Here is a 12,401-nt window from a genome sequence, read left to right as displayed (position 1 = left end):
AATGTAAAGTGACCTGTTAGCTTAGTTTCATTGGGGAATTCTAAGGACGATTAGTCAAAGATTTTCTGGTACGTAAGTCGGCAACGTGTATTATCGTAAGGGCTTACTTCGATGGTAACCTCATTTCCTACTCTTATTTTACTATGTAAGCCCATTCGGATTTTACCAGAAACGGAGGCTGTCATTTCCTCCCCTTCTTCAATCAAGACCTTAATATTCCGGGTGTCGATTATCTCGATAACCGTTGCTCTGTGATATTTAGGTTTCATAGGTAATTAAGTTTTCAAAATCCGAGACTAACGATACAACACCTTTGTTCAATGAAATTAAGCCTCCCGGATCAACCCCAATATCTCCGCAACCCCCAGCTTCCCAGCATTCCCTGTTCCACTCAATATCTGGTCCGCCAAATCCCGCTTCTCCGCGTGGAGGGCAATGATTTGCTCCTCAATGGTGCCCTGGCTGACGAAGCGGTACACCGTGACCGGTCGCTGCTGGCCGATGCGGTGAGCGCGGTCGCTGGCCTGGTCCTCGGCCGCCGGGTTCCACCACGGGTCGAGGTGGAGGACGTAGTCGGCCGCCGTAAGGTTCAGGCCCGTGCCACCGGCCTTGAGGCTGATGAGGAAAACCTCTCCTTCCCCGGCCTGGAAGGCATTGACGGCTTCTTCCCGTTTGCTCCCCGGCGTACTGCCGTCAAGGTATTGGTAGGCGATACCCTGGCCTTTAACCCAGTTTTCCACAATTTTAAGGTGCTTCACAAACTGAGAGAAAATCAGGGCTTTGTGTCCGTTCTCCAGAATTTCCAGCAGTGTTTCGCCTACGAGTTCCAGCTTGGCACTGCCGATTTTTGAAGTCGGGCGCACAAGGCGGGGGTGGCAGGCAGCCTGGCGGAGCTTTGTCAGTTGCGCTAATACGGTGAAGCGTTTTTGCTGCTCGTCGGCCGCAGCAATGTCCTTCAGCGCCTGGCGGCGCAGGGCTTCGTAAAGCGCTTTTTCCTCTTCACTGAGGTCTACGTTGAGTTGGATTTCTGTCTTCGGCGGTAACTCGGTAAGCACTTCATCTTTTCGTCGCCGGAGGATGAAGGGCTTAACGAGATTTTTCAGCTGTCGGCGCCGATCCTCGTCACCGTCCCGGGCGATGGGGCGATTGAATTTTTCGTTGAAGGCAGATTTTCCACTCAGCAGCCCCGGGTTCAGGAAGCGGAAGAGGCTCCACAGTTCGCCGAGGTGGTTCTCGATCGGTGTACCGGTCGTCGCCAGTTTGAAATCTCCGCTTAGGTTCTGGACAATCTTGGCCCGCTTGGTCGCCGTGTTCTTGATTGCCTGGGCTTCGTCCAGTACGATGGTAGCCCAATCAATGGCCTGCAACTCGTCCCCGATAAAGGATAGGAGGCCATAGCTGACGAGGGCCAGGTCACCTTTGCCAAGTTGCGGTAACTGCACGGCTTCTTGCCGGCTGGCGATTAATACCGGGATCAACCCGGGCGCGAAGCGTTCCGTCTCCGCCTGCCAGTTTCTCGTTACGCTGGCGGGGGCAATGACCAGTGCCGGCCCCTTGTCAGACCGGGCGCAGAGCATGGCCAGTGCCTGTATGGTTTTACCAAGACCCATATCGTCGGCGAGGCAACCACCTACGCCCCATTCGGCCAGCCGCATCAGCCATTTGAAGCCCTCTTTCTGGTAGTCGCGGAGTTCCGCTTTGAAATCTTTAGGTACCCGTGGACGGATTTTATCTGCCGATTTTATCCGCTCCAGGCTCTCGCTCCAGGCGTCATCAAACGCCATGTCTTCCAGCCCGTCGGCCATTTCAGCAAAGGCACTGGCGGCCAGGGTGGGGAGTTGAAGTTTTTTGCCTTTTTGGTGCAGGAGCCCTTCCATCTCCAGGATACGGTCGCGGAGCTCATCCGTCAGTGCGAGAAACTCGCCTTCGTTCAGTTCTACGAAAGGATTGTCTTTCCGGTTTCGTACCTGCTCCAGCAGCATCTCCAGGTCAAGGACCCGGTTTTCGTCGACGGTAAGCTTTCCGTCCACCTCAAACCAATCCCGGTTCTTACCCACTTTAATGGCCAGTTCGTTGGAGCCAGCGGTAGCTATAATCTTTAGCTTCTCTCCTTTGGGGTGTTCGATGGAGATCAGCTGTTCGCTGACCAGGCTGCGCAGTTCCAGCAGAATACGCAAGGCTGTTTGCGTATCCTCGATGATGTATTCATGAAAGCTTCCCTCGATGCGGTTTAAGGTAGGACAGGCAGCCAGCGCTGCGTTTACCTCGGCGATTTCCTCATTCAGGTCCCGTAGCAATAATTTTCGTCCTTCTTCCAGGACGACCACGGTGCGGGGCATTCCGTCTCCCGGTTTGAAATAAATCGATTCTTCCGGGATAGGCTTAACGTAAATGGCCACCTGATAGCCCTCGCCAAAGGGTAGAAGGTGGAAGCAGGGTAAAGAACTGCCCGCTACCTGCTCCAGGTCATCGTTGATCAGGTCAAAGGTAGATTGGATGGCGACTGTTGGTCGCAGGTCCTCCACCATGTTTTCCACGGTGGTTCGTTCAGAAGCTGGTACTTCTACGCCGGAACCGATGGCCCAGGCGATTTTACCTTGCCGCTCGCTCAGATGGTAAATGCGGTATCGGGTGGGCGTTTCTTTCCGCCATACATAGCCATGCTCTTCTACTGGCGGGTCGAACCGCAATAACATCCCGTCGGCGGTCTCCGTTATTTGCAGTTCCGGTTCTGCCCGACTAAGTTCAATGGGGATGCGCTTCTTGTCATCGAGGTAAATTCGGGGGTGCTCGGCAATTTCGTAAAGCATGTGGCCGAAGTCGATCCGAAGACTGTCGTCATTATAAATTAAGGAGCCGGATAAACGGCGACCATCGTAGGTTGAAATGGCGTTGATGGCCCTGCCGTCGGCTGGGTCCATGGCGTCCGGATTCTTAGGGCTGATCAGTTCGTACCATTTTAATTTACGGCCCTTGGTCCAGCCCCTGACGCCGGCTTTTTGTTCTTTACAAAAGATTTCTCTTTCCGTGAAGTCCACCACCCAGATGGTCCTGTAGGCAGGCCCGTCCTCAACGTCTTCCTGCTCTGCCAGGCTGCTTTGCTGAAGTAACCGCAAGGCGTATTCCCAGGGGGCCTTGACGGGCAGCAAACTTTGCAGAAAAACAGTTTTTTGCACCTGCGTCCGCGCCTGATTATCCAAAAAGTCTGCTATATCTGCCTGCCAGTTCTCAGCATTGGGGGCATGCGGGAAAATGGTAAGCAGAGAATGATATATCTCGGCTTTTACCCAGGGAATATTGGCGAAATCGCCATTGTCGAGGTCCTGGAAAAGAGAGGCCAGCATAGACTGCCGGGGCTTCAAGCCAGTCCAGTTTATGCACCACAAGGCCACCATCCATTCCAGCGGATGAGAAAGTCCCTGTTTTAGCTGATGTTCCAGTAATTTTTCCCCTCCATGGGCATCTCCGGTGCGCACCCGCACAAAGGACAGGAAGCAATTGATTAGCTTTGGATAAGCACTTTTTTTGAACCTGCTTGACCGGAGCAAGAGTGTCTTTTCATTTATCTGACCGGTGCCCAGGCTCCGCGCCAGGGCAATGACGTCGACCAACGTCGCTTCATCTTCCACCTCCGGCATTTTAGCAAAAGCCTGGTCGGCGGAAGCCTCCTCACCGTTAAGCAAGTGGATAACGGCCCGAATGCCCGAGTCGAAGGAAAAATCGCCGGGGTGTTGTCGAAAGTAATGAAGACCTAAAAGTGCGATGGAGCGGGTCTCCTCAAGGAGGTCCTGGGCATCATCACTTTTGTTGAGCACCCGCAGCAGCGGCAGCAGGCGTGCTGGTGTATGTTCCTCCCAGTCGGTATAGTTATACTGCTGGTTGTTGAAATGGAGCCATTGGAAATAGCTATTTCGGCTGCCCCAGAAATTTTGATCCAGCGTTGCGATTAACCGGTCAACTTCTTTAAGGACTTTCTCCTGAATCTGCTCGAAATATCGGCGGCGGTTAGTCAGGAGGGCATAAAGCCGGCGGAAATCGTGCTCCCGGTCCAACAGGATTTTATGTAAAATCCTGGTATGGATATCTTCGTACCTAATGTGCCAGGAATTATTTTGACTGCCATCATCAGGAAAGCGCTTATTATCGTTGATGATCTTAATGAGCGCCTTTAATTCTTCCGGGCGGAGGTTGTCGGCAGCAAAAAAAAGAGGTATTCGCCAGGTGGTAGCAACCGTAACCGAACGATAAGTCTCCTGGAGGAAATTGTTTTTTTCCAGCCTGTTGACGAGCGGCTGAACGGAGCCCCGGCGCCATTTGCCAATGGAAGGAACCTCCCGGCAGGCAAGCCCCAGCATACTTTCCAGCTGGTAGGGCTCAGCGGTATTCCCTTCCAAAAGAATAGTGACCAGTAGCAGTAGCTCTTCACGCGAGAGCGTAAGAAGATCTTTTTTCTGCATGTCGAGATTGGAAATAGGAAGGCTGCGTTGCATAGTAATTTTAGTCCGGGCGCGGTCGCAGGTGCAAGGTACGTTATGTGGTGCGGACCACCATACGAAGCAGGGGTGAACTTAGGTCGGCATATTACCGGTGGGACAAGACTAAAGCAGTAGAAAATAATAGACCAATCGCCCGGTTTTGTAGTCTATCGAGGAACACGTTCGATACAACCGACGAGTACAAAATCATCGAATACCCGGAAATTAAGATCGAACAGCATTTCGATACTTCCTTTTTTCAGGAACGCACTTCCGGTGGACGTTGCTAAAGAGAAGAGACCGAGATCTACCACCAAATGCTCTTTAAAATCCAGTTGGCGTCGGCCGAAGGCCTTATACATTGCTTCTTTTGCGGACCAAATCAGGTGCAGCTGAAGCAACTCGTGTTCCGGGATTAGCTGAACCCGTTCACCAGGGCCGACAAACTTTTCCGCCATTCGGCGGATACGAGGAACGATCCGCTGGACGTCGATACCGCATAGGTTCGGATGCGCAATCGCCGCGGCATAGTTAACGGTATGGCTAATAGAAATGTGGAAGTGGGAGTCCCGTAAGTGTGGTTTGCCAGCGTCGTCTTTGACAAGCTCTCCCCTGACGCTCCTTCCACTCATGTAGTGCAAAAGCATGCGTGCGGCCAGAAATTCTTTTCTGCGCCCTTCTCCTCTGATCAGGCTCATCGCCTCCGTTTCAGCGGGAGAAAGGGCCAGGTTTTCCTTTAACCAATCTTCAGTTTCCGTAATGTGCCAGAGGCCCCACTCGCCGGGGTGATGGTAGTCTTCGTGGAGAATTACGGACATTTAAGGTGTTGGTAGTGAGTAGCTACGGCTACTGGCAATTTGAATATAATCGTTTAGCGGCAAAGGATGCCTGAGGTAATGCCTAAAGGTACCGACTTTTGGGAATTGAGCGGAACGTGTGGGAGAAGATGTCTGGATTAACCACCAGGTCGCGCATCGGCTGATTCGCGACAATGGAGCTGGGTTGTCCTCCGAAAGATCTGGTCATGAAATCTTTTCTGGGTGGACGGGAGAAATCCTTGCCTCGAAGCCTTGCTATTACGGAAGGAAAGTATTTAATGCATTTGCCACTGTCGATATCAATTTCTGCTAAAGAAATTGATCTGGAATACTTTCGTCTCCCTGTTCATGAAGCATTCGGGCATAGACCCGCGTATCAATCAAATAAAACAGGACGGTACTAAGGAATAGTATTACAAGCACTCCGATGATGTACTGCAGAAAGACCGGAAAGCTGGGAATGACGTATCCCAGTATCCAAAAGAAAATGGCGGCGAAAAAATATTTCATAATCATTTGGTAATGAAAAGCATTCAGCTATTGCAACGGAAACTTGCCTAATATGTTCGCAGTATATGCTGACCCGAACCGAAGAACGTACTGGCCACAATGCCGCCATCTATGCCCTGAAACCAGCTCAGGATGGCTTTTATTCCGCAGCAGCAGATGGCCTGCTCGTGCATTGGCACAAGGACGACGTAAACTTTGGCCGCGCAGTTGCCAACGTGGAGGGTGGCAAATTCCTGAGTTTTGATACCCTTGAAGATGGCGGCCTGGTTGCCGGTTCACTTGATGGTGGTGTGCATTGGCTCTACCCGGAGGAGCCAGAGCGTAATCTCCACGTGGCGCAGCACACGAGAGGCGTTTTTGCCGTGTTGAGGGTAGGGGAGGAGGTCTTTACCGCTGGCGGAGACGGCGTGCTTACCCGGTGGAACGCCAAGACAGGGCGGACGGTAGAGAGTTTGCCCGTTAGCGAGAATTCGTTGCGGAGTATTACCTGCTACCCTGCTGGCGACCTGCTTGCCGTTGGTGCCAGTGATGGTAAAATCTACACGCTTCACCAACGTACATTTGAATTGATTGATAGCCAAATGGCCAATGCGCCTTCCGTGTTTTGCCTTGCGTTCCAGCCCGGTTTGGGTTATCCGTTTATTGTCTCTGGAGGTAGGGACGCCCGGCTACAGTTTTTCGATCTGGCCTTGTCTAAAAATCTACCGTCTCCGCTGGACGCACACAACTCCACCATCAACGACCTCGCTTTCTCCCCCGACGGCCGTTACCTCGCCACCGCCAGCCGCGACAAAACGGTCAAACTGTGGGATGCCAAAACCTGGGAGTTGCTCAAGGTCTGCGAAGTCGTCCGTGATCGAGGGCACGTCAACTCCGTCAATACCCTTCTTTGGCTGGACGAGGAAACCCTCATCACCGCTGGGGATGACCGACGGATTTTGACCTGGAAGTTGAAGCAATAGTTGCGGGGGTTGCAGTAGTTGCAGGCATAACGCTAATGCGTTTCCCTGCAACTACTGCAACCCCCGCAACGGAGCGCTAGCGACTGCTGCAACTAGCGCGCAGCGCTTAATTCTTAACCCCCGGGCTACGCTCCAGAAACTCATCGTACAACAACGAGTGCCGGCTGTTCATCGGGATTTCCCAACCACTGATGAACACCTGCTGAATCTGGGTTTTGGTTTCCATAGGATCACCGTCGCAGATGAAAAGGTTGGCGTCCTTGCCTGCTTCGAGGGAGCCGAGCCGGTCACCCAGGCCCATGATCTGAGCGGGTACGATGGTGATGGCCCTCAGCGCTTCTTCACGCCCCATGCCATAGGCGGCTGCGAAGCCGGCGTGGAAAGGGAGGTCGCGCACGTTCTCCGTATCGTTGGAACGAATGGCAACGGTCACTCCGGCTTTGGACATAAGGCCCGCGTTGGCGTAAGGCCGATCATAGCGATCAGATTGCCGTGCTGGCATGTCGATGACCGGGCCGGTGATGACGGGAATCTTTGCTGCAGCAATGGAGTCTGCCACCCGCCAGCCTTCCGAAACACCGGTAAGTACGGCCTTTACGCCCATCTTCTTGACCCACTTCAGGGCAGACAGAATGTCGGAGGATCGGTTGACTTCAATGAACAGCGGCATCTTTCCTTCTACTACGGGAATCATGGCTTCCAGTGTCGGATTGTAATCCTGGACAATGGAGGCATCCTTTGCACTGGCGGACTTGATTTTTGCGAAAAGCTTCGTTTCGTCCCACAGTTCGGTGATTTCCTTGAATTTCTTCTCCTCTTCTTTCTTCCGGTCTTCTTCTGACCGGTTGTCGCGGCGGCCGCGGGCCGCCGAGGAAGGGAAGTTCATCCGCATGGCCTTAAAGCCAGCGTACATCTCATTGGGAGAATAGCCGACCAGGTTGATCAGGGCAGCCTTACCGGGGATGAGGCCACCTTCGGGCATGGTGATTACGGTCGTTACCCCGCTCACCCGGGTAACCGGAATGGCCACGGAGCTGGGGTTAACGGCGGTTAGCGCTTCCAGGAAGGGCTTCACGTCACCCGCTTCGCGGGAATCCTGTGTGAGGGATACGGAACTTACTTCGACCAGACCGAGGTTGGTGCCTCCATCGATGAAGCCGGGATAAATGAATTTACCCGTGCAGTCGATCTCCTTCGCACCGGCGGCGGAAAGGTTAGGGCCGATATTGGCAATTTTGCCGTCTTTGATCAGCAGGTCGCCCTTTACCGACCCTTTCGTAACGGTTTCAATGGTGGCATTCTTCAAGAGAAAGGCCCCTTTGGAGGCTTTGCCCACTACCTGGGCGGAAAGGCTGGCAACGGTCGTCAAAAGGACGACGAGGACCAGCAGAATTGGATTTTTTATTAAACGCATGGTGCTGGTTTTAGTGGTTGTGTAATAGCGCTTCACCCGTGCCTTCCATGCACCGGTGATCTTCGTCGTAGTCGAGCATCATCATGTCAACTTTTTCAGGATCAGGATCAAGGCGTTGGTCGTTGCTGTCTTCCTTGATGTCGAACCGGACGATACCGTCAACGATGGTCATTTGCGGAATGGCGTAAACGGATAGGGGGTGTGCACTGAAGATGGCAACGTCGCCGTCTTTCCCTTTTTCCAGTGAACCAACCCTACTGTCGATGCCAAGCTGAATGGCGGGGTTGAGGGTGATCAGCCTGAGGGCTTCATTATCCGTCAGCTTACCGTAGCGTTGGGTCTTTCCCGCCTGGTGAAACAGGTGGCGGATGTAATCACCGGAGTCGGAGTTGATGGAGGTTACCACGCCGTTTCTGGTCAGGATGGCTGCATTATAGGCCGTGGAATAGTACACCTCGAACTTATACGCCCACCAGTCAGCAAAAACGGAAGCGCCTGCACCGAACTCAGCAAGTTCTGGGGCTACTTTGAAGCCTTCGTTGACGTGTTGGAATACAAGTTTTTTGATGCCGAAATCCTTACAAACATTCATCAGCATCAGGATTTCGTCGGCCCGGTAAGAATGGCAATGAATGATGATGTCACCCTTCAGGATGTCACCCAGGGCTTCCAACCGCCGGTCATACATCGGAGCTACTGCCGTAGGATCGGAAGCTTTCTCTTTTGTGTACGCTTCCTGCGCAGCGAGGTATTGCTGTGCTTCGGAGAAGGCCCGGCGGAAGGTATGCTCAATGCCCATCCGGGTACGAGACATCAGTCCGCCACCTTCACCGTGTACCCGCATGGGGTTTTCCCCCAGGGCAAATTTGATGGTGCGTGGGGCACCTTCCATTTTCAGGTCGCTGGGGTTGTAGGTACCGTAACGAAGTTTGATCGTTTCGCACTGTCCGCCGATGGCGTTAGCCGATCCGTGCATGGCGTGGGTGGCCGTTACGCCACCAGCCAGTGCGCGGTAGATACCTACGTCGAGCGGATCAAGGACATCCCCGGTCTGCACTTCTGCAGTGATTGGGTGAGTGCTTTCGTTTACCGCATCCAGTGCGATGTGGGAGTGGGCATCGATGATGCCCGGCATGACGAATTGCCCCGTCGCATCAACCACTTTGGCCCCGGAGGGCGTCTTCAGGCCTTTGCCGATGCGGCTGATGATGCCGTTCTCGATCACGACATCGGCATTTTCCAGTATGCCGTTGGTCACCGTCAAAACAGTGCCGTTTTTAATGTGGATGCTGCCTTTCTCTACCTGGGCGGCGAGCGCGCTCACCGTAAGTAGCAAGAACAGCATCAAGCTTTGCTTGAACATTGATTTTTATTTTAAATCCAGGCGATTAAGCCACGGATGAATGGTAAATTTTTAATTTCCTGAATCCTGAATCCTGAATCCTGAATCCTGAATCCTGAATCCTGAATCCTGAATCCTGACTACTTGGGCCCCCGGTCCCCCTCGACATCGAAGGAGCCGAAGCTTCCAGCGGCCATGGAGCCTTCCAGGCTGTCGCCGTCAATCGTAAGGTCAAAGGAAACGGTGACGGATTGCCCGCCACCATCGGTGGTGTAGCTAAAGGTCAGGTTATTGCCGTCGAGGCTCATACTACTGATCTCGGTGGTACCCATGCCGCTGACGAGCCTGCCGCTTAAACTGCCGTCATCGTCAACGATTGTCAGCGTTGGAGAAGCCATCTGTTCCATGGGGACGTCTATCTCGAGGTTCCACGTGCCTGCGGCAAGGACTTTGACGTCGGGGTCACCGGGCTTCTTTTTCTTTTTCTTCTTCACTTCGTACTCAGAAGGCATACCATCTACGAAGACGTAACGCACGTTGGCACCTTCGGCGAAGTAGGGCTGGTCGGTCACCAAAAGGTTAGCGATCTTCCCTTTTTCTACGGTACCCATCACGTTAGATAAGCCGAGCATTTTAGCGGGCCCGGTGGTCAGGGCGGTGAGTGCCTGGTCTTCGGTGAGTCCTGCTTTGATCATTCGTCCCAGGTTGTCACGAACTTCCTTCGCTTTGGCGCTAACGGTTGAGAAGCCGAAAGGAATACCTGCTTTGGTAAGCATGGCGGCTTGCTCTTCGTGCATTTTCATGGCGGCGGCACGATGTTCTTCCAGCTTTAATTTTTCAGCGTCGGTCTCTTCTTCCTTTTTATCCTCTTTTGGGGCTTTGGGAAGGTCAAGGGTAAGGAAAACACTTGCACCTGAGGCCTTAATTGCCGGGATGGCTTTTTGGCCCATTGTTACGTCGGCCAGGGCCAGTGGAAAGCCAAGTTCTTTGCTCAACGTGATGGCACGGTACATTTCCTTTATACCGTCGACGGCAAAGAAAATAGGCCGTTCGCCGTCGATGCTGGGGCCGAAGGCTTCCAGCACGTCGTTCTGGGCAGGGCGGCTCATTCCGCGTGCGTTTTTGGCGTAATTGGCCGCGTGCATTTTGTGTTGCCGGGCTTGTTGGTACAGTTCGCGGAACTTCGACATGATGGCCATGTCAGTATTCGGGTAAACACCAGAAGCTCCCTGAAATTGAGCGAACAAAGAACTGCCTTCGCTGACGACCATTTTACCGGCATCTTTTCCGCCCAACAGGATGACGGCTCCCTGACCCGGGAGCATGTCTCCGTGAGGAACTACGTGGGCGGCGGTGAAACCAATGGCCCGCATTTCGGACAAATCTTTGTCTTCTGCAGAAAGCATTTTAGTTACGCTTCGCTCGGTTTGGATGCCGGCCCGTTCGTAGGAAGGGTTGTATTCTCTTTGGCCTCGGCCCCGGTTGGCGTTTTCATCGTCCTTGGGCTTCGGGACACCAAGATTGGACAGTCCGTCGATGAAGCCAGCATAGATGTACATGGAATCGGCCTCGAGGACCTTGGCATCGGCTGGGGCCTTCAGGTCTTTACCTACGGCCTGGATGAGTCCGTCGCGAATAAGGACGCCGCCCAGGTCAATCACCTTTCCGGGCGACTGGACCACAAAGGCATTGTTGAGAAAGAATGCCCTGGTGACCGGTGGCCGATCCTCCGCGCTCCCTTGAGCGTTCAGACCGGACGGTAACATCAGGAGCAGGCTGCAAATACAGCCAAGCAGATACTTCGTCATGTTGTTTTGGTTGGTGTGTGGTTATAAATAGCCCGGGCAAGTTACTAATTAGGTGACTAACCGGGACAGATAGGGTTGAAACTCAAATACAAGCCGGATGTTCATAGGGCGCGGCCGCAGGTGCAGGGGGAGGTTCGAGGGAGCAAGGAGGAGGCTGTTTTTCGGTTTTCAGGGTAAGGTACTGTGCCCCGAGAAGATTTGGGCTGCTGGCAACAGTGAAATTTTGAGAAAGCAATGCTTTCTTCTCGGGGCATAGTCCCTCACCCTTAGAGGTACGGACTTTTTGTGCATTTTGACCGTTCCCTTCCCCTTTTGCTCCCTTTAACCCTTCCCCTGCACCTGCGGCCCCGCCCGAAATCTGCCAGGAAGTGCCCACAAATCAAACCATCAACCTACCTTCGCGCTCATGATTTGGAGCGATAAGAAAATCCTGACCGCCATCGACAGTGGCGAAATTGTCATCACCCCCTTCGACCGCAAGAACCTCGGGACGAACAGCTACGACGTACATCTTGGTAAGTACATTGCGCGCTATAAGGACCACATCCTGGACGCAAAGGCGCACAATGAGATCCTCCACGACGAAATTCCGGAAGAAGGTTTAATCCTGCACCCCAACACGCTTTACCTCGGCGTTACCCTGGAGTACACAGAGACCCACAGTTCGGTCCCGTTCCTGGAAGGCAAAAGTTCCGTGGGCCGCCTCGGCATCGATATTCACGCCACTGCAGGTAAAGGCGACGTCGGATTCTGTAACCACTGGACGCTCGAAATAAGTTGTACGCACCCCGTGCGGGTCTATGCCGGCATGCCCATCGGCCAGCTGATCTACTTTGGCGTGGAAGGCGACATCGAGAACTACTACAACAAGAAGGTCAACGCTAAATATAACAAGGTGACCGTGCGGCCGATGGAGAGTATGATGTGGAAGAACTCTTTTTAGTGCTATTGGACTGTTGGTTGTATTGGACTATTGGTCTTTTGGAACTGCTAGAGCGTTAAGTCACTGCATTTACCCACCCAATAGACCAATACAACCAACAGACCAATACAACCAACAGACCAACACGAC

General features: G+C 53.2%; 10 protein-coding genes. 2 read left to right on the top strand and 8 right to left on the bottom strand.

Annotated features, from left to right (window positions below; all coding sequences use genetic code 11):
• Nucleotides 1–50 precede the first annotated feature (50 nt).
• From infA to B036_RS0113175, 5 genes are all read right to left on the bottom strand, one after another.
• Nucleotides 51–269, bottom strand: a complete 219-nt coding sequence (gene infA / locus B036_RS34555) for a translation initiation factor IF-1 (RefSeq protein WP_020569194.1) — start codon at nucleotides 267–269, stop codon at nucleotides 51–53.
• 57 nt (nucleotides 270–326) lie between these two features.
• Nucleotides 327–4,490, bottom strand: coding sequence for a DEAD/DEAH box helicase (locus B036_RS29270; protein ID WP_020569193.1), 4,164 nt, complete (start codon nucleotides 4,488–4,490; stop codon nucleotides 327–329).
• Nucleotides 4,491–4,642: 152 nt separating this feature from the next.
• The gene (locus B036_RS0113180) at nucleotides 4,643–5,293 is read right to left on the bottom strand and encodes a 4'-phosphopantetheinyl transferase family protein (RefSeq protein WP_020569192.1); all 651 of its coding nucleotides are present in this window, start codon (nucleotides 5,291–5,293) and stop codon (nucleotides 4,643–4,645) included.
• A gap of 82 nt (nucleotides 5,294–5,375) precedes the next feature.
• On the bottom strand, nucleotides 5,376–5,501 hold the full coding sequence (locus B036_RS34435) for a hypothetical protein (RefSeq protein ID WP_264758372.1): 126 nt from the start codon (nucleotides 5,499–5,501) through the stop codon (nucleotides 5,376–5,378).
• A 101-nt stretch (nucleotides 5,502–5,602) separates the two neighbouring features.
• Nucleotides 5,603–5,803, bottom strand: a complete 201-nt coding sequence (locus B036_RS0113175; protein WP_026231952.1) for a hypothetical protein — start codon at nucleotides 5,801–5,803, stop codon at nucleotides 5,603–5,605.
• Between the two features lie 65 nt (nucleotides 5,804–5,868).
• Here B036_RS0113175 and B036_RS0113170 point away from each other — a divergent pair, with 65 nt between their 5' ends.
• A complete protein-coding gene (locus B036_RS0113170) occupies nucleotides 5,869–6,765 on the top strand; it encodes a WD40 repeat domain-containing protein (protein WP_020569190.1) in 897 nt (298 codons plus the stop codon).
• Nucleotides 6,766–6,871: 106 nt separating this feature from the next.
• Here B036_RS0113170 and B036_RS0113165 read toward each other — a convergent pair whose 3' ends face one another.
• From B036_RS0113165 to B036_RS0113155, 3 genes are all read right to left on the bottom strand, one after another.
• On the bottom strand, nucleotides 6,872–8,179 hold the full coding sequence (locus B036_RS0113165) for an amidohydrolase family protein (RefSeq protein WP_020569189.1): 1,308 nt from the start codon (nucleotides 8,177–8,179) through the stop codon (nucleotides 6,872–6,874).
• Nucleotides 8,180–8,189: 10 nt separating this feature from the next.
• Nucleotides 8,190–9,542 carry an amidohydrolase family protein gene (locus B036_RS0113160; protein WP_020569188.1) on the bottom strand — a complete coding sequence of 451 codons (1,353 nt, stop codon included), beginning with the start codon at nucleotides 9,540–9,542 and terminating at the stop codon, nucleotides 8,190–8,192.
• Between the two features lie 119 nt (nucleotides 9,543–9,661).
• Entirely contained in the window at nucleotides 9,662–11,329 is a 1,668-nt protein-coding gene (locus tag B036_RS0113155) for an amidohydrolase family protein (protein ID WP_020569187.1), read from the bottom strand.
• A gap of 406 nt (nucleotides 11,330–11,735) precedes the next feature.
• Here B036_RS0113155 and dcd point away from each other — a divergent pair, with 406 nt between their 5' ends.
• Complete coding sequence (gene dcd, locus B036_RS0113145; protein WP_020569186.1) at nucleotides 11,736–12,272, top strand: dCTP deaminase; 537 nt, start codon at nucleotides 11,736–11,738, stop codon at nucleotides 12,270–12,272.
• The last annotated feature ends 129 nt before the right edge of the window (nucleotides 12,273–12,401 follow it).

This window comes from Neolewinella persica DSM 23188, assembly GCF_000373105.1.
GTDB classification, from domain to species: domain Bacteria; phylum Bacteroidota; class Bacteroidia; order Chitinophagales; family Saprospiraceae; genus Neolewinella; species Neolewinella persica.
Note: the sequence above shows the minus strand (reverse complement) of the source record. Positions and strands in the feature narration are given on the sequence as shown.

Coding starts and splice junctions, on each gene's coding strand:
- infA (WP_020569194.1), bottom strand. CDS start 269: ATGAAACCTAAATATCACAGAGCAACGGTTATCGAGATAATCGACACC.
- B036_RS29270 (WP_020569193.1), bottom strand. CDS start 4,490: ATGCAACGCAGCCTTCCTATTTCCAATCTCGACATGCAGAAAAAAGAT.
- B036_RS0113180 (WP_020569192.1), bottom strand. CDS start 5,293: ATGTCCGTAATTCTCCACGAAGACTACCATCACCCCGGCGAGTGGGGC.
- B036_RS34435 (WP_264758372.1), bottom strand. CDS start 5,501: ATGACCAGATCTTTCGGAGGACAACCCAGCTCCATTGTCGCGAATCAG.
- B036_RS0113175 (WP_026231952.1), bottom strand. CDS start 5,803: ATGAAATATTTTTTCGCCGCCATTTTCTTTTGGATACTGGGATACGTC.
- B036_RS0113170 (WP_020569190.1), top strand. CDS start 5,869: ATGCTGACCCGAACCGAAGAACGTACTGGCCACAATGCCGCCATCTAT.
- B036_RS0113165 (WP_020569189.1), bottom strand. CDS start 8,179: ATGCGTTTAATAAAAAATCCAATTCTGCTGGTCCTCGTCGTCCTTTTG.
- B036_RS0113160 (WP_020569188.1), bottom strand. CDS start 9,542: ATGTTCAAGCAAAGCTTGATGCTGTTCTTGCTACTTACGGTGAGCGCG.
- B036_RS0113155 (WP_020569187.1), bottom strand. CDS start 11,329: ATGACGAAGTATCTGCTTGGCTGTATTTGCAGCCTGCTCCTGATGTTA.
- dcd (WP_020569186.1), top strand. CDS start 11,736: ATGATTTGGAGCGATAAGAAAATCCTGACCGCCATCGACAGTGGCGAA.